This is a genomic window from Autumnicola edwardsiae (genome assembly GCF_031846505.1).
GTDB lineage: Bacteria > Bacteroidota > Bacteroidia > Flavobacteriales > Flavobacteriaceae > Autumnicola > Autumnicola edwardsiae.
Genome location: NZ_JAVRHP010000063.1, coordinates 1 through 19,617, shown reverse-complemented (window position 1 = coordinate 19,617; position 19,617 = coordinate 1). Strand labels below are relative to the sequence as shown.

General features: G+C 34.3%; 12 protein-coding genes. 2 read left to right on the top strand and 10 right to left on the bottom strand.

Annotation, left to right across the window (positions count from 1 at the left end):
* Positions 1-493 precede the first annotated feature (493 nt).
* Both RM529_RS11825 and RM529_RS11820 read right to left on the bottom strand, forming a co-directional pair.
* A complete protein-coding gene (locus RM529_RS11825) occupies positions 494-2,014 on the bottom strand; it encodes a nucleoside hydrolase-like domain-containing protein (protein ID WP_311484999.1) in 1,521 nt (506 codons plus the stop codon).
* A gap of 136 nt (positions 2,015-2,150) precedes the next feature.
* Positions 2,151-3,518 (bottom strand): nucleoside hydrolase-like domain-containing protein, encoded by a 1,368-nt coding sequence (locus RM529_RS11820; protein ID WP_311484998.1) that lies wholly within the window; start codon positions 3,516-3,518, stop codon positions 2,151-2,153.
* Between the two features lie 193 nt (positions 3,519-3,711).
* Here RM529_RS11820 and RM529_RS11815 point away from each other — a divergent pair, with 193 nt between their 5' ends.
* Both RM529_RS11815 and RM529_RS11810 read left to right on the top strand, forming a co-directional pair.
* Positions 3,712-4,434, top strand: coding sequence for a helix-turn-helix domain-containing protein (locus tag RM529_RS11815; RefSeq protein WP_311484997.1), 723 nt, complete (start codon positions 3,712-3,714; stop codon positions 4,432-4,434).
* 695 nt (positions 4,435-5,129) lie between these two features.
* The gene (locus RM529_RS11810) at positions 5,130-5,315 is read left to right on the top strand and encodes a hypothetical protein (RefSeq protein ID WP_311484996.1); all 186 of its coding nucleotides are present in this window, start codon (positions 5,130-5,132) and stop codon (positions 5,313-5,315) included.
* An 801-nt stretch (positions 5,316-6,116) separates the two neighbouring features.
* On the opposite strand, the gene RM529_RS11805 is transcribed toward RM529_RS11810, so the two are convergent.
* The 8 genes from RM529_RS11805 to RM529_RS11770 form a co-directional block, all read right to left on the bottom strand.
* Entirely contained in the window at positions 6,117-7,325 is a 1,209-nt protein-coding gene (locus tag RM529_RS11805; protein ID WP_311484995.1) for a site-specific integrase, read from the bottom strand.
* Between the two features lie 497 nt (positions 7,326-7,822).
* Positions 7,823-10,786, bottom strand: coding sequence for a TOTE conflict system archaeo-eukaryotic primase domain-containing protein (locus tag RM529_RS11800; RefSeq protein ID WP_311484994.1), 2,964 nt, complete (start codon positions 10,784-10,786; stop codon positions 7,823-7,825).
* Between the two features lie 11 nt (positions 10,787-10,797).
* A complete protein-coding gene (locus RM529_RS11795) occupies positions 10,798-11,829 on the bottom strand; it encodes a hypothetical protein (RefSeq protein ID WP_311484993.1) in 1,032 nt (343 codons plus the stop codon).
* Complete coding sequence (locus tag RM529_RS11790; protein WP_311484992.1) at positions 11,830-13,980, bottom strand: hypothetical protein; 2,151 nt, start codon at positions 13,978-13,980, stop codon at positions 11,830-11,832. It lies immediately after the preceding gene.
* A 234-nt stretch (positions 13,981-14,214) separates the two neighbouring features.
* Positions 14,215-14,436, bottom strand: a complete 222-nt coding sequence (locus RM529_RS11785; protein ID WP_311484991.1) for a KTSC domain-containing protein — start codon at positions 14,434-14,436, stop codon at positions 14,215-14,217.
* A complete protein-coding gene (locus RM529_RS11780) occupies positions 14,433-16,217 on the bottom strand; it encodes an ATP-binding protein (RefSeq protein ID WP_311484990.1) in 1,785 nt (594 codons plus the stop codon). The genes RM529_RS11785 and RM529_RS11780 overlap by 4 nt, the downstream gene beginning before the upstream one ends.
* Positions 16,204-17,505, bottom strand: a complete 1,302-nt coding sequence (locus tag RM529_RS11775; RefSeq protein ID WP_311484989.1) for an SIR2 family protein — start codon at positions 17,503-17,505, stop codon at positions 16,204-16,206. Before RM529_RS11775 ends, RM529_RS11780 begins: the two co-directional genes overlap by 14 nt.
* Positions 17,506-17,569: 64 nt before the next feature.
* Complete coding sequence (locus RM529_RS11770) at positions 17,570-19,420, bottom strand: KTSC domain-containing protein (protein ID WP_311484988.1); 1,851 nt, start codon at positions 19,418-19,420, stop codon at positions 17,570-17,572.
* Positions 19,421-19,617 lie beyond the last annotated feature (197 nt).

Genomic DNA, 19,617 nt, shown 5'->3' with positions numbered 1-19,617 from the left:
TCAAACCACCAATACGCGCTATGGAGCATCGGCTAAATAAATATATAAAAAATTAGCTCACGATAAACTCACAAATTAACAGTGAACTCACGATGAACTCACATGAATTTTAACACCGTTTGTTAAAATTTGAGCCAAAAATAAAGGGTAACTATACGTAAACCATATAATTACCCTTTAAATGTGTTAAAATGTAACTTGTTAAAGTCGGGGTGGCAGGGTTAATTTGCCGCTCCCGTAAGACCAATAAATCCAGTACTTTTCTTTATTTTCTTTCCTCCAGGTAACCGAATAGGTTACTTTTAGAATGATATAAATGACAGGTTTAAATATAAAAAATAAAAGAGACACCTCGCTACAATGACTCTTTTAACTCAAAAAAAATTTCAGTCTCAAAAAGTTAAACAAAAGATTCCTTAAATTGGGTTTCTATATCAGATGAATCATTCAAATGCTAGAATATTTTATTTTTTTTGAAAAAATATCATAAAAATTAATGATTTATTGACTGTACGTCGATAATTGCACGTCGATAGGTAAATAAATTCGGGGTTCCATTATCATGAACTTCTAAAATAATATGGATATATTTACCTCCTGCGTCTTCAGGAATATTAATTCTAGCTCTAGAAGTGGACCTATTTTTTATTTCAACTAAACCGCTATAAGTACTTGGTTCGTCATAAAAGGACCAGGAATATTGTAAACTGTCTCTATCTGGATCACTGGAACCTGCCGCGCTAAGTGCAACAGTTGAACCGGGTGCGGCTTTTATTTCTAATATTTGCATTGTTTCATCTCCATTTAAAAAAGCTACAGGATGATGGTTGGCATCTTCCTGGTTTACTGAAATACTCCAGTCCATACGGGTCTCCAGATTGTTGTGGATATGCTGCTTCCAACGATTAATCGCTTCCATACCTTCATAAGTATTCGTAAACATATAGTACGGATCATAACGTTTTTCATTCAGCCCAGGTGTTTTGGCAGCTATATCCATTACCCTTATGCCATCCTCCTTTTTGGTTTTAAAGCGTCCGCCCCAACCTCCTTGATCAATTTCATCAGGATCATTTAAACCATTGGACCATAAATGAAAAAAAGCTGGGGAATCCCCTTCTGTAGCCCATCTCCTGTTGGGATAAACTTCACCCATCGGTCCGTGGCTTTGGACGTTATTGCTTATCCAATCATCAGAGGGAGCCCAACCGTAAATAGATTTAGTACGTATATAAATTAACTCAGGAAAAGTTTTTGCCAGCCAGGCCCCAGCATCATCCTGTCCAAGTATATCAAATATTCTGATCTTGTTGATGAATCGAGACACCTCCTCTTCAGAACGGTTTTGTTTCACTGTCCATAGCGCCTGTGCAATAGTATTTGCACCTCCCCAGGCATTCAACCAAACCGGACGTGGATCCTCTGCATTATCGACTACCCTAATTATCAATTCTGAACCTGGGGAAGTTTTATCGGCTCCTACGCCTGACATGTTTGGTAAGGTCTGTCCCACGGCTACGATGGAACGTAGATAACCTGGACTAGGATATCCATTAGCATGTATTTTTAAGTTTGGATACACCTTTTCGTAGGCATCAATTATCGCTCGCAGTGGTTCAATTCCCGGCTGGTTTTGATCAGCTTTTAGCCAGGCTAATCCCATGATCAATCCTTCCAGATCAAATTCGTTAGCGCCAAGCAACAGGTGAACCATCGACTGTTCATCGTCAGGATCTGCGCCCCCAAGATCGGAAGTTACAATTAGTCTGTGCTTTGCAGCATTGAGTTTAATCTCCAGATTTGATGTATCTAAACCTTGCAGTTTTACCTGCTGAGGCCAGTACCGATTATCTGAAACAATTAGTGTATCAATAGGATGAGAGGTTGATAGAGCAGTAATTTCTATTTCAAATTTTCCCTCTTTATCAGTTTTAACATTGACGTCTGATTTTAGCAATTTAACTTCAGCTCCTTTAACCGGAAGCAATGTAGACTTATCTTTAACAATTCCCATTATAGTCGCAGGTTGCGAATACGAAACTGATAGGAATAAGAAATAAATGATAAATAGACTAAGGAACTTCATTCTTCTCTTAAAATTATAGTTTTCTATTTTCCAATAAACATAACAGATTAGTATGCAGGAATAGTTAATTGACACTAATTATCACACGCCGATAGGCATATAAATTTGGTTCCCCGTCATCATGAACTTCCAGTATGACATGAATGGATTTATTTCCAGCATCTTCAGGAATTTCAACAGTGGCAGAGTGTGAGGAACTATTTTGAATTTTTACGGGTCCATCATAGGAACTAGGTTCGTCATAAAAGGACCAGGAGTAGCTAATAGCATTACCATCAGGATCACTGGAACCCGCTGCGCTAAGTGCAACAGTGGAACCTGGAGCAGCTTTAATTTTCAGAACCTGCCGGGTTTGATCCCCGTTTAACACAGCTACAGGATGATGGTTGGCATCTGAATAATCTTCGGTAATGCTCCAGTCCATTCTGGCCGCAAAATCATTATTATAAGCTTCACTCCTCCATCGTTTTATCGCTTCTGATCCTTCTGCGGTGTTCCCGTACATATAATACGGATCATATTTGGTTTCGTTCTCTTTTTCCACGCACGACATGCTTCGGATACCCTCTTTTTTGGCAAAGCTAAATCGGCCACCCCAGCCCCCCTGTTCGATTTGCTCCGGGTCATTAAGTCCTGTAGGATATACATGCATAAATGCAGGAGTGTCCCCTTCAGTAGCATATTTGCGGTCTGGATATGCAGCACCCAAGGGGCCATGGCTTTGAATATGTTTATCGATATACTCATCAGAAGGAGCCCACCCGTATACTTCGGTGGCGCGTATATAAAAAACTTCCGGAAAGTTTTTTGCGATCCAGGCACCCGAATCACCCTGACCAAGAATATCGAAAAGGCGCAATTTGCCAAGAAATTTTTCGAATTCGGCTGGAGAACGAGTTTCCTGAACTTTCCAGATTGCCTGCGCTACGGTGTTCATGCCACCCCACCCCATCACCCAAACAGGGCGTGGATCATCTTTATCTACTGCCTGGATAATCAGTTCAGAACCAGGGCTATCTTTACCTGAACCTACATCAGCCATCCCATATTCATCCTGTCCCATAACAGAGATAGATCTTAAGTGTTCTGGTGAAGGGTATCCGTCAGCATGGATTTTGAGGTTAGGGTATGCCTGCGAATAAGCTTCCACAAGCTTGTCCAGCATATCCGTGTTGTTCTGTGATTTTTTCCAGCAACCGGTAGCTACGATTAAGCCTTCAATATCAAATTCATTAGCGCTAACCAATTGGCGTACCATAGATTGTTCATCGTCTGGATCGGCACCAAGATCTGTAGTGTTTATGATTCTGGGCTTAATATAACTTACCTCTGAGGTTGAACTTTGCTCCTTTTCTACAATGGACTTACAAGAAACTGTTATAGAAAAGACAATCAAAAGAATAAATAAATATTTAATTTTTTTTCGTAGCATGGACCTGCAAGTTTTTTCCAGTTAATAGCTGGATGTTTTTTAAATAAGGGTAAATTTAGTATCGATATATTAACATAACTAATCTTATATCTAAACAAACATGTCGAATACCGAGAAACTACACAAATTTGATGAAAGACGAAGTGAATTTAGACCATATGGTTTAACATGTGAACAATCGATGCCCAACTTGATGAAAAAACCGGATAGACACAATGAGATTGAAATAAATTATTTTACGAGTGGAAGCATCACCTATCTTTTTCAAGGATCTAAAGTCATCATTCCTGAAAACAGTTTTTCTCTGTTCTGGGGTCTTGTACCACACCAAATTGTACATTTTACAAAATCTGCTCCGTATTATGTATGCACTATTCCGTTGACACAATTTTTAGAATGGAAACTACCTTCTTTTTTTGTTGATAGAATACTTAAAGGTCAAGTTGTTATAGAAGATTCAGAAGAGCATTCGACGTATGATAAATTTCTTTTTGAAAACTGGGTAAAAGATCTTGCTGAAGATTACCCAACGGAAGCCACTCTCTATGAAATGCGAGCGAGATTACTTCGGTTGACCTCTAGGCTTTCCCCACTAAAAAAGGATGAGCGTTTACAGATTAAAATAGATGAAATAAGCAAGGTTGAACAAATTGCATTATATATCGCTCAAAATTTTATGAAACCCATTAAAATCACTGATATCGGAAGGGAAATAGGGCTACACCCTGATTATGCTAACGTGATTTTTAAAAAAGCTTTTGATACAACAATTAATGATTATATAATTCAGGAAAGAATAATGCACTCTCAACGGAAATTAATTACCATAAATGATAAAATTGCCGATATAGCTTTTGATTGTGGATTTCATTCTATCAATCGTTTTAATGCAGCTTTTCGAAAATTGAATAATTGAACTCCCAGGGAGTACAGAAAAAAGCACTCCTAAAACAGGAAAAACAGCTTTATGAAAAATGGGTCTGCGGGTTGGCTCAATTTGTAGATAAAATAATGTCTGTTTTTAGACGAGGACTTATACTTATAGGTTTGAAAAAAATTTTTATAAAAATTAGTAAAGTATTTCCTTCCTCTTAATGAGGAGGGGAATAGCAAGAGGATGACACGCAGAGCGATGTCATTTGACTCCCCTAATATTTATTTATCTGAATATAAGTGACTTACATACTATCTAAATTCGAAATCTATCCACCCCAGTGGATATATCCCGCTGGAAGGGGCTGTAAAATCAAGAGAACTGTAGCCAGTAAGTATTAAAAAGGTATCCATTATGGTAAAATCAAATGTCACTCACCACTTTTACTTCCACTTCGCAAAAGCTCCATTTCAGCAAAAGAGGTTCATTACTAATTGTCTTGGACACGAGCCAAAAAAGCTTAGATTATTAAAAAACTGAAAAAATAATATCGAAAAGCTTTTTGGTTCAAGTCCGCTAGGCGGTAACTAAAATTCACCGATCAGGATTTCAGAGTTTTTTTTTAAATTCTTGCTTCACCTTACCTTTTGCTGCTAAAAAACAAGCTTTTAAATTAACCGGAGTGCATAACCGCTACGCTTTTATAACTCCTCTATAATTTAAAAGCTTGAAGATGAATGGCAACAAAAGGTAATGCGACGGCTCTGGAAGAAGTAAATAAAAATAGCATAATAAACCAGTTCATCCTGATCTATAATATTTTTTCTTTTCGTCGGCAAAAGGAAAATGCTCAAGATGAAAAAAGTAAATTTTATTATTTAGGTGATGGTGAACTTAGGCAGTTAAAATTTTTCTTTGAGTAAAACCTCGAAATTATTAAACTGAATTAGTAGCTCGTTTTCCAAATGCATTAAAGAAAGGGAAGCAAGATGTGTCATTGTCATGACATTTTAACTTTGCGCCCGGAGGTTGCGAAAATTTAAAATAGAATTTTCTCCAGTAGACATTTCATAGTATTAGTTCGGTAGATATGGGGCTTTTGATTCAGGTAAAATTTAAAATCCATTTTTGTCGGAAAACTTTTCTTTATTTTACTACTCCCTTTCCAAACGGCATTATTAGGTTCTAAGGTTGTTGTTGAATTTTTTAATTTTTCGAAATCTAACTACCTAATTACCCAGGCCTTGTAAATAAAGGGATTGAATAAAATTCCCGTAATTTACTAATTACCCAATTCTGTGGTAGATAAGGTAAATAGTTTATTTTCTATTTACCCAGGCGCAACCTTAGCAAAATAAGGAGAGCCGAAGCTTTAGGTAAATAGGTAATTAGTTTTTTAAAAAAATACATATTATTAAAGCCCTACGGCTTTTCAAGGTTGTTTTTTTCTTTTTTTGCTAGCCTTTTTATAGCAAACTCTGCTAAATCTATCCAACCTTCAGCATCGTGTATTTTTGATGACAAAACGATGCCGGGCAAAACCCTTAATATTATTGGTCTATATAACTATCTGTCATCATTCATCAAAAAATAAAGAAATACAAAAGGTAATTCCAGAGGCTTAGTTCACCGTAATGCTGATGCTAGTGACCAACTGCTGTGCAAACCCCACTATAATTGGCGCTCTAGGCGTTATTAATCTCGCATCAGTTCATCATTTCTTTTTAGGAGAGTTTAGACTGAAGTAAATCCATATCGTCTCCAATCTTTTGATCTACTACACGTGCATAGATTTGTGTTGTGGATAATTTAGAGTGGCCCAGGAGCTTGGAAACAGTTTCTATGGGAACTCCGTTGGAAAGAGTTATAGTGGTGGCAAACGTATGCCTGGCAACGTGAAAACTGAGCTTTTTTGGAATCTGACACTGAGTGGCTATTTCTTTCAGGTAACTATTTGTTTTTTGGTTGCTGTAAACCGGCAAAAGGAATTCTGAAATGGGGTTCTGATACTTTTGTAGAATATTTTCTGCCTTCTCGAGTAAAGGGATCTTCATCGGAGTTTGGCTCTTTTCCCGCCTGCAGTAAATCCAGTTCTTTCCATTCACTCCTTTGATCAGGTTATCTGTGGTAAGTTGCTTTACATCTATATAAGACAAACCTGTATAGCAGGCAAAAAGAAAAATATCTTTTGTGGTTTCCAAAGTTATACGTGAGAATCGTGTCTCTTCAATATAATTTAGCTCCCTTTGATTTAAATAAGCACGATCGAACTTTTCAAATTTCATTTTGTAATCACGGAAAGGATCTTTGTCCATCCAGCCCAACTTAATGGATAAGTTGGTAAGTTTCTTGAAACGTTCCATATGTTTCATAATCCCATTATTACTCAACTGTTTTTTGCCGGCTTTATCTTTTTGCCTCCGTAAGAACTTGTCAAAACCAGTAACAAACTGGTAAGAGATGTTTTTTAAATAGATATTGTTAGTCTTATGCTCCCTGGCAAGATAGTCCAGTAAATACTTTTCAGTAGCTCCATAGTTTTTCAAGGTCCCGTGTTTTAGAATATCGCCCATGGTGGATTTATGATGCTCAATGACATCCTGGAGGGATTTGAAAGTCGCATCAGCTCCAAGAAAACGTGCTTTAATAGCCCGGGCTGTTATAATACCGTCTTCTTTGAGCAGGTCTTCATAACACTGAAGCAGTTTTGCATATTTGGCATCCAAATAGTTATTCAAAGTTGTCGCTTCAAGGTTTCTTCCTTTTAACCTATGAGCGCGATCATCCCAGGATTCTGGATGACATTGCCTACTTAAACTGATTTCTGCCCTACGGCCATTGACAGTAACCCTGGCATAAATAGGTGCGAGTGTATCTTTTTTCTTGGACATATTTAGCCAAAAGAGAATACGAAAAGTGGGTTTTGTTTTCATTGCCTTTCATTTAGGTAACCGATTTAACATAATTATCGAAAGTCAAATCACGCTAAAGCCCCAAGGCTAAGGAAAGGTAAGAAAAAATAGGTAACCGATTAGGTAACCGAACAGGTCACATTTTATTTGATATCAAACAAAAGAAAATGATTCCCAGTTTTGCTAAAAGCACTGAAAATCATTTATTTAGGTGTTTTTTGATGTATTTTGATACTCAAAAAGTCGGGGTGGCAGAACGAGCCACTTATTTTTAAAATACTGTTATTCAGATTTTTAGGATATTGTTTCAATTTATGTACACCGGATTGCACACTCAAACCGAAAAAGAACTTTGGAGATATAATTTGATCTCCTTTAATATCATAAAGATACAAAAAATATTGAAATTATTTTTTAAGAACGAGACTCGTGTTCAAAAAGAATAGCTATTCTGATAATTTACAAACTCAATAGACAATTAGTGATTAATTGTAAATTAACTTACGTCTGGGGTTGTACTAAATTATTTCTTCTAATGCAAATTTCCATATTATGAACCCTTTTTTGTTGTCTGAATAATCGTGGAGAATTCTAGTAAAGTTTTCAGGGCTTTTTTCTAAAAATGTCTGTCTTCCTTTTTCTTTAATAATACTTAATTGGTTATCAATTTGTTTCACTTCCCCAATTAAAGATTCTTGGTTTTTAGGAGTATGCCAAATATAAGTGGCTTCTTCTGTGTCTAACGTTTCCAAAATAATAAAATGATTACTCTCTCCCGCAAGCAGAAATACAAATGAAAATGGATTCAATACAAAACGAATTTTCATTATCGAACTTTCGTGCCTGTCAGCCAAATATCGAATGTTTTGTGAATGTTTGTATTGCTTGTTTTTCAAAATTTCATTCAACAAATCTTCTGCGTTAGCGTAAATTTCACCCTGCTCTTGTAATTGATTAGAAGTTAGGATGTTTTGATTTTTTGGACTGAACTGCTTGAGCAATCCTTTATTCAGAAACTGAAATTTCACTCCTTCAACTACCTCTTTATTAATACGATCAACATCAGTTGATTGTGCTAATTGAGAAACCAATTTTCCGTTTTCAAACTCGGCAGACAATTCCACTGAAATATTCTTTGATTTGAATGTTTTAATAAGATATGGTTTTAGCACCTCAAATTCTGGTCTAATTTCATTGTTTTCAACCTGAAATTCCAGTTCGGTATTCATTTCAACAACTGGATATTTGAACGTCACACTTCCATAATGAAACTCCAATTTTTGAATTGGAACTTTGATTTTCTTTTCTATAGTTAAGACGTGATTTGAAGTTGGGATTTCTTCCTTGGGTTCATCAAACAAAGTTGCTTGTTTACTGATTTTTCGATAATACGTATTTCGTTTTAAGAAAAGTCTGTTGAGATAATCAATTTTATAATCTCGATAATCATAAATGGTTGGATTTATTTCCGAGCGTTGTACCCTACCAATATATTGGATTAGTTTGCCTTCAAAAGAAAATGGATAGACCAAAAACAAACAGCTAATATTTTGTAAATCTGTTCCTTCACCGAAATATTGTCCTGTTGTAATTAAAACCTGAAAGTTGCCTTCTTGTAATATTTTCCATTTGGCTTCTTTTGAAGTTTCTGAATCTTCTCCGCTCAGCGTAATAGCTTCATACGATTGTTTTAAAAATAAATACAGCGTATCAATGTGCTCTTTTCGTTCGGTGATGATAACCGCTTTCTTACCCTGATTCAGTTCCGTTTTTATATCTTCAAGTATAATCTTATTTCGTGCGGTATCGTGAACTAATATTTTTGATAACACTTCAAAATTATCGGTTTTAGAATTATAGGGAACATCTAATTCTGTGTCTTTAATGACGATTTTTGCCTGTTTATAGTCTTCAATTTCGGTGGGTTGAATATTCGCAATAATCTTTCCCAAATGTGTGAAAATCATTTTACCATCGCTGTACTTTCTGAAAGGAGTTGCGGTTAATCCATATAAATAATAGGTTTCTAATTTCTCAATCGTATTTCTGAAAGTTTTGGCAGGAACGTGATGGCATTCATCCACAATGATGGTTCCAAATTGATTTTGAACAGATTCTATTTGTTTAGGTAAACTTTGAATTGTTGCAACAGTAATTTGTTTGCCAATTTTTGACTTCCCTTGACCGATAACGCCTATATTTTTTTTCGGAATACCCAAAAATGCTTCAATCCTTTCTATCCATTGTTTTAATAGATGTTTTCGGTGAACAATAATAAGTGCCGGTTGTCTTTTATCGGCAACTATTTTTAGACCAATCACTGTTTTTCCAGAATTTGGTGGAGCTACAATTACCCCGTAATCCTTTTTAGAAATCGTATCGATTACACCTAGTTGGTGATTTCGCAACGCAGCATTAAACGCGAAGGGAATTGACGGCTTAAGTTTTCTTCCATCAACAAATTCAAATTCAATTTGTGATTCTTTACAAAACCTCAAAAGCTTGCCTATAAATCCTCGAGGAATAAAGATTTCATTTTCTGATTCCTCAATCATTTTAAAATAACGAGCTGTTTCAAATGTATTCCTTCCTGATTTCTTTTTGATGAAAAACTCAGAATTGGCAAAATTTAATTCTTCTTTCAGAAAATGGGTAAGCGTAGGTGTTAATCCAATTCTGCTGATTCTTATAGTATTACTTAAATAAATACTAAGTTTTCCATTTGTTGTTTGCGGTTTTATTTTACCAGCATCAGGCGCTAGTCTATTATAAATTTCCTCTAAATAGTCCGTGGAAACCTTTTGAATAGTTGCCATAAAATTCCATTGATCATTTAATTGTTCAAATGATTCGGGATCAACAAAGCAGCTATTTCCCTTTTCAAAGGTTGATTTATAAAGCGGTAAAGCAATTAGATTTCCGAAGCCTTTACCCGAAAGAAAATCTTGATTAGGAAACAGTCTATCAAAACTTGAACTTTTGTCAAACATTGAAAACGCTCCAGATTGTTCTAAAATAGAAATGAATATTTTTCGACTTCTTATGGCAGGATAGGGTTTATTAAAAAATATCCAAACGTGCCCGCCATTTCCCGAACGGGAACGCTCCAAGTAGGCCGGAATTTCATTTTCCTTACAGGCTTTAAGAAAAGTAAGAGCTTCATTTTTCCAATTGGCTTTATCGAAATCTGCTACTAAAAACCAAGTGGTGTTGTCTTGTAATAAGGGGTAAACTCCAATCTGATGAAAACCGTCTAAATGCTTTTGTATTTGTTTATCTGTAAGTTTTAGATAAGACTTTTCGGTAAAATTCCGAAATGTCCCTCCATTCATTTTATGCACCCGAAATCGATAAGGGTCATAAAAATATGCTGGCATATAGCCAGATTTCTTCCCTTTCTCCCAACGAACTGCAAATACATCTTCACGCCCTTTGAAAAGAGAACGGAAGATTTGAATTTGAGATAAGGGGGGAATATTCATTGGAAGGAAGTTTATAGTTCATTGATTTCCTTTTCAATTAATCTGTATTTGTCTTTTACATCTTCTCCCGAATAAAAATCTAGCAAGTCTTTTTTGGTTAATGTTCCCTGACTTAAAAAGCGTTTTAAATAATCTTGGTTGAATTCCATTAAAAGGATGGATTTTTCCAATTGCTTTAAAATCGCTTTGTTGTTGTCAATGTTATTCTGAACGAGTGATTTTATAGTCAAAACTTCGTTTATGTCTTTAATGATACGGTTTACCATCATTGCCAAAATATCTTTGTCCAGTTCGACTTCCTTTGCATTTAAGGCAATGTCACGAGCCAACATATAGGCAATGGCTAAATTGCTGTAATCTCCTTTTTGAGAATTGATAATGGCAACAAATCCAACTCCGGGAATATAACCTACATTTTCAAAATTCTTAAGAATAGAGTTTTCAACTAATGAAATATCAAACACAATTAAACTCACTTTACTGTCTCTGTTGGCTTGAGTTTCTATTAATTGACTCCAAGCGGTATCTGATTTTCGGGTAAAAATATCTTTGCTTTCAATGTTTCCTAATCGAACACTTTTATCAAATTTACATTCAATTGCAATTTTTATATCGGGTGTTCCGTTGACTTCACAGATAATATCGCCTGTTTTATTTCGGGGCAAATTACCTGCTGTATTACCCATTAAAAAGGCTCGGTCTTTTAAGCGCTTATCTAGAAAATATTGATTTAAGAATTCTGCGACTTCATCCTCTGCCAATGTTCCCTTAATGGTTGATTTATAGAAAAGTTCTTTCTTCATCTCAAAAATCATCTTCAAACTTTCGAGTTCTGTTCCCAACTCATTAGATGTTTTTGAAAGAAAAGAGGAAATTCGGTCTTCCATCAATGCTAAAACACCAATATATATAGCTCGTAATAATTTCTCATCTCTTTCTGATGCAGGAAGATTATCAAAGTAATTGAAAACGATTTGATTCTCGATTTCAAATTCTTTGATTTCAACTCTTTTGAGCTGTTGGTTTATTTTTATTGTTGCCATTTATACTAAATTTTTAATCTCACCATAAAGCTTAGCCAAATGATCTATTGACAAATCAATTATGGGTTCAAACATAAAGGAATTAATATGAATGTTTTCAGGTGTTATAAGGTTAACTTCGTCCAATTTGCTGATTTCAGTATCCATTGTTCCTACAAACTCATTTTTAAATCTTTTAAATAACTTAGTTGTTTGGTATTTATTAAAAGGTGATTTGTCACTTACTTTAGAAAACATATATTCCTCTGCTTTTAGCCTAATTGCAATAGACAGAATAATTTTTTCCTCAAGATTTATCCCCTGAACAATAGTTGCTGAAACTAGCTTGCTCACTTCAACATCAAAAATTGATTTGATGGTATTACTTTGATTATAATCTTCTAATCCTTTTGAAATAATAACCTTATCATAGACTGTTTTAAGTTCTCTTACTGTAATTAAATTTGTATCATCTTTGAGATGCAATAAAGAAGTCAATAATATAAAATCATTACAAGAACTACCATCCTTAAATTCAATCAAATTGCGTACAAAAGGAATTGATGCCAATAACATCAAAGGGTTTTTCATATTCTTTTTCCAATGATTAAAAGGTTCACTTTGATAATTATGCCCAGTACCTATTAAAGTGATTTCATCTTCATTTTTCAGTGCCATAAAAGAACAATCCCTTTTGACACTTCCATCTAATAAACGGGATTGAATGGTTCTATAAAAATCATAGTTATGAGTTAAAACTATTTGTTTAAAGGAACTGTCGTTTTGAATGTCAGAAAGGTATTGTATAATAGCATACTTATTTTTGTAGTCAAAGGAATCTGCAATATCATCTATGATTAATAATGTTTCATTATTATCCTTTTTTTTAGCCTGAATATTAAATAACACATTCATTAAATACATTGCCCTCTTTTCTCCTTGACTTAAAAAATTTTGCCTGTTTAACTCATCATCATTAAGCACTATTGATGGCTCCCCTTCTTTGGTTTTAAACTCAAATGCAATTATGGGAGCGGATTTACCTAAAATAGAACTGTCTTTATTTATAATGATTGCTTCGAATGGAACGAAAAACCTTTCATTAAACTTTGTTACAATTTTATCCCATTCAGTTTCTTGATTTCTAGCGGATTGTTCAATTTCTGACAGACGCTTTTTGCCCGTTGTGTAAGCATCATTTATTTCGGTTAAGAAGAAAAGTAAATTTGAAAAGTATGAAAACCAAACTTTTTTCTTAAAGCTTTTAATGTCAGTATATTCAGAGACAATTAAAGGTTCTTTTTCAATAATTTCTCTGAACTGTTTAACTGCAACTTTTTTAATTTCTTTTTCAATTTTAAGAAGATATTCATTTTCAACAATGACTTTCTTCTCTTTAAGAAGTCTAGACGCTAGTTGCTTATCATCAATAATTGGATTATCATCTCCATCAAGAAGAATTTTATGATTAGCGTGAAAATAATTTTCCTTGCTCAATGATTGGGCAACTGTATCTGCTCTTCCTGGATTAAAAACTCCAGATTTGAAAACTGAAGAGTTTTTAATTAATTCGTTATAAGTATTAAAGTACTCGTCAATTTTGTTTTTAACATTCGGCTTAGATAAAAAATCTATTACATCTTGATGAAATAACTCTCCATATTTCATTGAAGAATAGTTATCTATCAATTCCTGCTGATAAATATCACTAAATAGATCGAAGATGTTTTTTTTATCAAAGTCACTTAATAATTTTTGTTCAATATCTTTTTTAGGAACTCCAGACTTGCGGTTTAAATCGATTATTATTTTATCCTTTAATTCAATTAAATTTCGGAAAATGGAATCATATTCATCTTTTGAGTCTTGATCAACTAACAGTTTAGATTGACTTTCAGAGGTGTTAATGTTCTCAAAAGATTTAATAACTAATATGTTACTGGCTTCTATATCATTATCTTCAACCTTTATTGAGTAAGAAGATGTTTTTCCGTATAATCTATCTTTTGGCACTCCTCCTTTAGATAATTCTTGAAATGTATTAGCAAAGGAAGTTTTCATCACTCCATTTGAAGCATAAATAACTATTGTATTTGATTGTGTAAAATCAAATGTGTGTTTAAGTTTATTAATCCCAAAGCAATTTTCTAACTCCAAGTTGATTTTATCCATTCCTTAATCATAAAGATTTTTAACATATCTGTTGATGTAACTATTCAATCCCCGACCACTTCTGGCTAATCTTTTCATAGTTTCTATGTGGCTTTGTCCAGCTTTCCGATAACTATATCTATATGATCTAGATGTTCCTGAAAATTTCACAATGATATAATCTGAACCTATTTCATAGGCTGAAACACCCGAATATCCTCCCGAGTTTCTATATCTTTTCATACTTAAATTGATTTATTCAATTCTTTCGTATGGATAAACATTTTTGAAATTCCTGTTCAGGTAAGAACCGTGAGAAGGAGCTTCCAATAAATTTTGATATTCGTGTGCGGGAACGCCTTTATAGACATAAAGACTGTTATTAAGAAATCTTACATAGACTTCTTGATTTTGTTCATCATAACCGATACTATCAATATTTGATGAACTAACTGTATTCATTTCTGGTAAACTCATATTTTATAATTTTTATTACGCCAAGATTTTAATAATTGTTTATATTCATTTTTAGGTTCATCAATTTTTTCTAACCATTTTTCAGATGCTTTAGGGTCGGAGCTTTTAGGAGCATTTGCGATTTTAAAGAATTTCACTCGTGATGGTATCTTCACTGCTTCTCCTGAAATTAGTGCTTCGCCAGTTCTCAAACTTGGTAATAAATCCACCATACTTTGCAACTCATCTTGAACAGCGGAACGAATATGACCTCTGTCTTTAGAGTTGTTCATACGTAACGCAATCATAGTACCACATTGACTTAGTACAGTTTCGTCTAATTCTGAAGGTCTTTGAGTTACCAGCAACAATCCTACACCATATTTCCGCCCTTCTTTTGCAATCATTTGAACTGTTCGAGAAGATATTGAATATTCGCCTGCTTTTAAATAACTATGAGCTTCTTCTAAAACAATTAACAAAGGTTGATTTTTGCCGCCAACTTTGGTGGTAACACCCCAAAATAAACCATCATATATAATTTTCAGAAGTGTACCAGATATAGAAGATGTTATTTCACTTGGAATACCTGATAAATCTAAAATGGTTATTGGTAATTTGTTGCCAAGCCATTTCAAAAACATAGCATCTAAATCTTCCTCGGTTTTACCATTTTTGTCAGGAGTTAACTTTCCAGGAGAGAATAGAAAACTGTAACTGCCGTCATTTAGCCTATTTCTTATACTATCCAAAAAACTCAACAAACCTTTAGCTTTTTGATTTAAAAATGGTGCACTATTACCCATTCCAGCGGGAGTATATTCATTGGAAATTAACTTTTCAGCATCTCCTGTAACTATTAATGCACTTAATGTTGTTCGTGTAGTATCTGTAAATGTTCGTTTCTCATAATCAGTTAATTCGAACCAAAGTTTTTTTATGCTAAAAGGAATTGGAGAATCAGCAGTAATAGATTCCTTTGTTACTTCTATTTTATTATCTACTGCACTTTTAATTTTTGATTCTACAACTTTTTCTCTAATATATTCTCTTTGTTGATCGGTTAAATTTCCAGAGAATATTTTCATCAATTCATTAAATGGTAAAGCCCAAAATGGAATTTGTAACTTATTCTCATCATCTGGTGAGTTTACATCTATTACTTTTGAATGTTTTGAAAGGGCATCATTGTACTCACCGTGAGGGTCAATTACCAAAATTCTTGAACTTGGAAATTCCCTATTAGCTATTGATTGAAGTAATACCGAAACAGAATTTGATTTACCACTACCAGTTGATCCTACAATAGCACAATGCCTTGAGATGAGTTTATCTAAGTCAACCTTAGCGTCTAAACTTTCCGATACACTAATATTTCCAACAGTAATTGAATTAGTTTCTTCATACCCACCATAGATAATATCAAGGTCCTTGATTGTTACCAAATGGACTTTATCTCCTGTTGTCGGGTATTGCGTTACACCCCTTTCAAAGTTTTTTCCAATCTGTTCACCAGCTAAAACTATGTTTATCCATCGTGTGTTTTTTAAAACATCATAATCTTTTGCGACAGCTTCTCTTAAACTTTCAGGAATAGCGGCAGAACCTATCTGTGTTACTATACCGTAAAGGTTGGCATAGCCTAAAGGAATTCTTACAAACGAACCTATCTGCCCCACACGATAAACAACGCCATCTATGATAGGCATATTGGATTTTATACTATCAAACAATTTGACAGAAATACTATTTCCGCTAATACTATCTATTTCACCTATTTCTGTTATTCTATTTTTTGACATTCTCTCCAAGGTTTTTGATTTCGTTATCGCTAACCATAGAATTTAGGAATTTAATGAGTTTGCCAAAATCAGGTAATATAAATTCACCTTTTCCCGTCCAAATTTCTTCTCCTTTTGTTTCTTTTTTAATTTCCTCACTTAAATCGATAGCCCCATCTTCATCGAAATAGAGATTAAGATTAACTGTATCATCTTTTGATGGTTCTGATTTTAATTTCCATTTTCCATAGTTACGACCAATAACTGCACTTCGAGAAGCATAAACAGAAACTTTAGGATTGTCCAAAGCTATCTTGAAAACATTGGCATTTTTATCAATTTTATCATATTTATCAAATATTAAACCTATAACGTGCGATGACTTATTTGTTTTCAATGCTGAAATAATACGTGAATTTATATGTTCGTCTCCCCAAGAATAACCACAGGTAATCAGTATTGCATCATCTTGCTTCAAGAAATTAGACAACCTGTCCATCAAACTTTCATACGGTTGCTTTTTTGAATCTTTGTATTTTAGAGTAGAAGGATAAATTAATATATCATCGTCATCTGGGCTGACTCTCATTATCTTTTCTGTATCCTTATCAAAATGCCAACCTAAAGAACCGTGGATTTTCCATAATTTTGTTTGATTTGATAAAAACGAAAAATCTTCAACTGATTCTGGGTTAAAAAAGGCTCTAAGACTTCCGCAAAATCCATCATAATAGGGAATATCTTTATGTTCTAATCCAAGCTCAAATAAGAAATCATAATTAGTTGTAAAAACCTCAATAGGATATTTTCTTTCCGCTTGACCAATCCAATTGGCAAAATCTGTTTGAACTAATTCTGATACTATGTCTTTCGTCACTATTTGACGAAATTCCTTTTTTGAAGCTATATTACATAAATCAACTTGGTGTACACTTACCTTTTTTCTAACTTCTTTTTTGATTCTTTTAATCAAATCTGCAAACTCATCTTTGTTAAGAGAATTTAGTATACTTTTTCCTATGAAGGAAACTTTTTGTTCAAGATTGGACAATATTGTTTCTATGTTGAAGTTTTTCTCTCCAAGTTCTTCTTTTATTTCTAATAATGCTGTTTTGTATTTAGCATCTATTTCTCCAACCTCTTCAACGATTTCAGATGTCATTTTACCAATTGCAGGTACAGTAAGAGAAGTTTTATTTTTTAGTGCTAATGAACTCCCTGCACCAAAAAGGAAACCTATCTTCTTTTTATCAGAGATAAGTATTTGTTGAATTCCTCTTATGTATTCTGAAGGGTCGTGTGTAATCATACTAAATTATTTATTTCTATTAATCTCCTTGTCGAAAGCTTCTTTCAAATACTACCCGCTAAGTTTATTTCTTTTGATAATTATATTTTTCCTTGATTTCGTGTGCAACATATACTCCTTTAGAAGGTGAACTCATTAGTTTCTCATACACATTTTCCGGTACATCAACATACTGATAAACAGCTCCGTGGTGAAATTCTATTTCTAAAATGTGTGCTTCTTTATCATAGCCAACAGCCGCAATGTTGGAAGAATCTACTGGAACTCTTTGTATTCCTGTATTACTGTCTTCTGAAAAGATAGCGAGTACTTTTTTACCTAAATCAGTAGTGTAATATTTTTGATTTTTACTTGTTGGCTTATCAGGCAGCGTTTGTTTTAACCAGTCAACCTCCAAAAGCGGTTTTATGTAGGTATCGAAATTTCTGCTATTATTATACAAATCTAAGTTTTCCAAAATTGACAAACGGTTTTGTGGCTTTTCACAATAGTTTAGTACCTTTAGATAAATAGATTCTAAAAGTTCAAGCAACTTAGGCGCTACTTGGTCTCTTTTTGGTGTTTTTTGCGACCTAAGATGTTCATCTATTTCGATTAATGAATTTAAAATCAATGCTTTACCTTCGTCCTTTCTTAGGTCATCTTCCTGACCTAAGATGGAATTGGTAAGTGGGTGTACGGCTAGGATACACAAAAAGTAGGCGTTGTTTTCGTCTGTTTCAAAGACGGGTGGAGGCGAACCATTTTCGGCTAAACTTTTGTGAATAATAGGAAATCCTGTTCCCCTGCCTTCCGTGAGTTTCAACTCTTTTAAAAACCCACCTATTTTTCGGTTTCTGTAATCTCGTGCCACTACTCTTTGTTTTTTCAGCATCGCTTGGTTAATAGGCGGCATAGGACCAGGGAAACTCAATATTTCAATTTTATCTTTATGGATTTGAATTTCCACAGGGTTTTCTCGTTCGTAGCTTTTATGATAAACAGCATTGACCACTGCCTCTTCTATGGCTTGAAAAGGATAATTGAAGAAACGTATAGATTCAGCTTGTTTGGCGGATTTAACCACCAATTCTTCGACAATGTTTGATTTAAAATACTGTAAAACGTCCCTAATCTGCTGAATAATAGAACCTTCAACTATTTTTTCAGTATAATTTTTCCCAACTTCATTTTTATGTATCACTAATTCAATATTCGCTCCGGAAAAATAATGTTCAGGATGCTCATTGAACAAGAGCAGACCAGCATTTGTAGGTCGTAATAATTCGTTAGAACCTTTAGCGATCATTAGGTGTCTGCACAATTCAGAAAAAGGGATTTTTGTACTCTCTTCATACAAGGAGCTCATTACTTCCTTTAAATAGTTTTGAATCAAACGCAAATTCAAATCATCTAAAGTTGCGGTCTGGTTTATTCGGTCATCAAATGGAATGCGTGCCGTGAGTTCAATCAACCTTCTCTCGTCATCAGAACCATCTTTTACTTTTAACGTTTTTGAACCTCGCTTGATGTACATTGCTCTTTCAGTTCTTTTTTCGCTTAAACTAATGGGGGCTTTGTAGGGTCTGTTATCTCCAGCGGGGGCAAAAACAATCAGGATATGCCTCCCGTTCATTAAATAAGGCTGAAAAACAGGAATATATACAGGGCTTAATTTGTGAGACAGTTCAATCAGTTTTTTCTGGATGGAATCCAATTCTTTAACTTCTAAACCGATTGGGGGTAATTTAGCTTTCCCATTTTCTTCTTCTACTCCAATAATGACATAACCTCCATCCCAATTATTAATATCATTAGCGTAGGCACATAAAGAGTGAATGACATCCTCTGGATTCCATCCTTTTTTTAACTCAATCCGATCCCATTCAACCGTATTGCCGTGTAGTAATTCATCTATGTTTATTGGTAATGCCATTATTTATTAAATCATATTATAATTTCATCATATATTGATGGAGGTTTCCGAAAACGCTAACCAATTTTTTCTTTGACTCTGTTACTTTCATTTGCTCTTGTTCGCTTTTAAATATTTCACCCTTTCCTCGGCTACTTTCAATGCTTCTATTCCTAAATCTTCGTCTTTGATTTCATACAGAATTTTGTCGCTTAGGA

Excerpts from the sequence above, each read along its gene's own strand:
- RM529_RS11825 (WP_311484999.1), bottom strand. The coding sequence starts at position 2,014 with ATGGGAATTGTTAAAGATAAGTCTACATTGCTTCCGGTTAAAGGAGCT.
- RM529_RS11820 (WP_311484998.1), bottom strand. The coding sequence starts at position 3,518 with ATGCTACGAAAAAAAATTAAATATTTATTTATTCTTTTGATTGTCTTT.
- RM529_RS11815 (WP_311484997.1), top strand. The coding sequence starts at position 3,712 with ATGAAAAAACCGGATAGACACAATGAGATTGAAATAAATTATTTTACG.
- RM529_RS11810 (WP_311484996.1), top strand. The coding sequence starts at position 5,130 with ATGGCAACAAAAGGTAATGCGACGGCTCTGGAAGAAGTAAATAAAAAT.
- RM529_RS11805 (WP_311484995.1), bottom strand. The coding sequence starts at position 7,325 with ATGAAAACAAAACCCACTTTTCGTATTCTCTTTTGGCTAAATATGTCC.
- RM529_RS11800 (WP_311484994.1), bottom strand. The coding sequence starts at position 10,786 with ATGAATATTCCCCCCTTATCTCAAATTCAAATCTTCCGTTCTCTTTTC.
- RM529_RS11795 (WP_311484993.1), bottom strand. The coding sequence starts at position 11,829 with ATGGCAACAATAAAAATAAACCAACAGCTCAAAAGAGTTGAAATCAAA.
- RM529_RS11790 (WP_311484992.1), bottom strand. The coding sequence starts at position 13,980 with ATGGATAAAATCAACTTGGAGTTAGAAAATTGCTTTGGGATTAATAAA.
- RM529_RS11785 (WP_311484991.1), bottom strand. The coding sequence starts at position 14,436 with ATGAGTTTACCAGAAATGAATACAGTTAGTTCATCAAATATTGATAGT.
- RM529_RS11780 (WP_311484990.1), bottom strand. The coding sequence starts at position 16,217 with ATGTCAAAAAATAGAATAACAGAAATAGGTGAAATAGATAGTATTAGC.
- RM529_RS11775 (WP_311484989.1), bottom strand. The coding sequence starts at position 17,505 with ATGATTACACACGACCCTTCAGAATACATAAGAGGAATTCAACAAATA.
- RM529_RS11770 (WP_311484988.1), bottom strand. The coding sequence starts at position 19,420 with ATGGCATTACCAATAAACATAGATGAATTACTACACGGCAATACGGTT.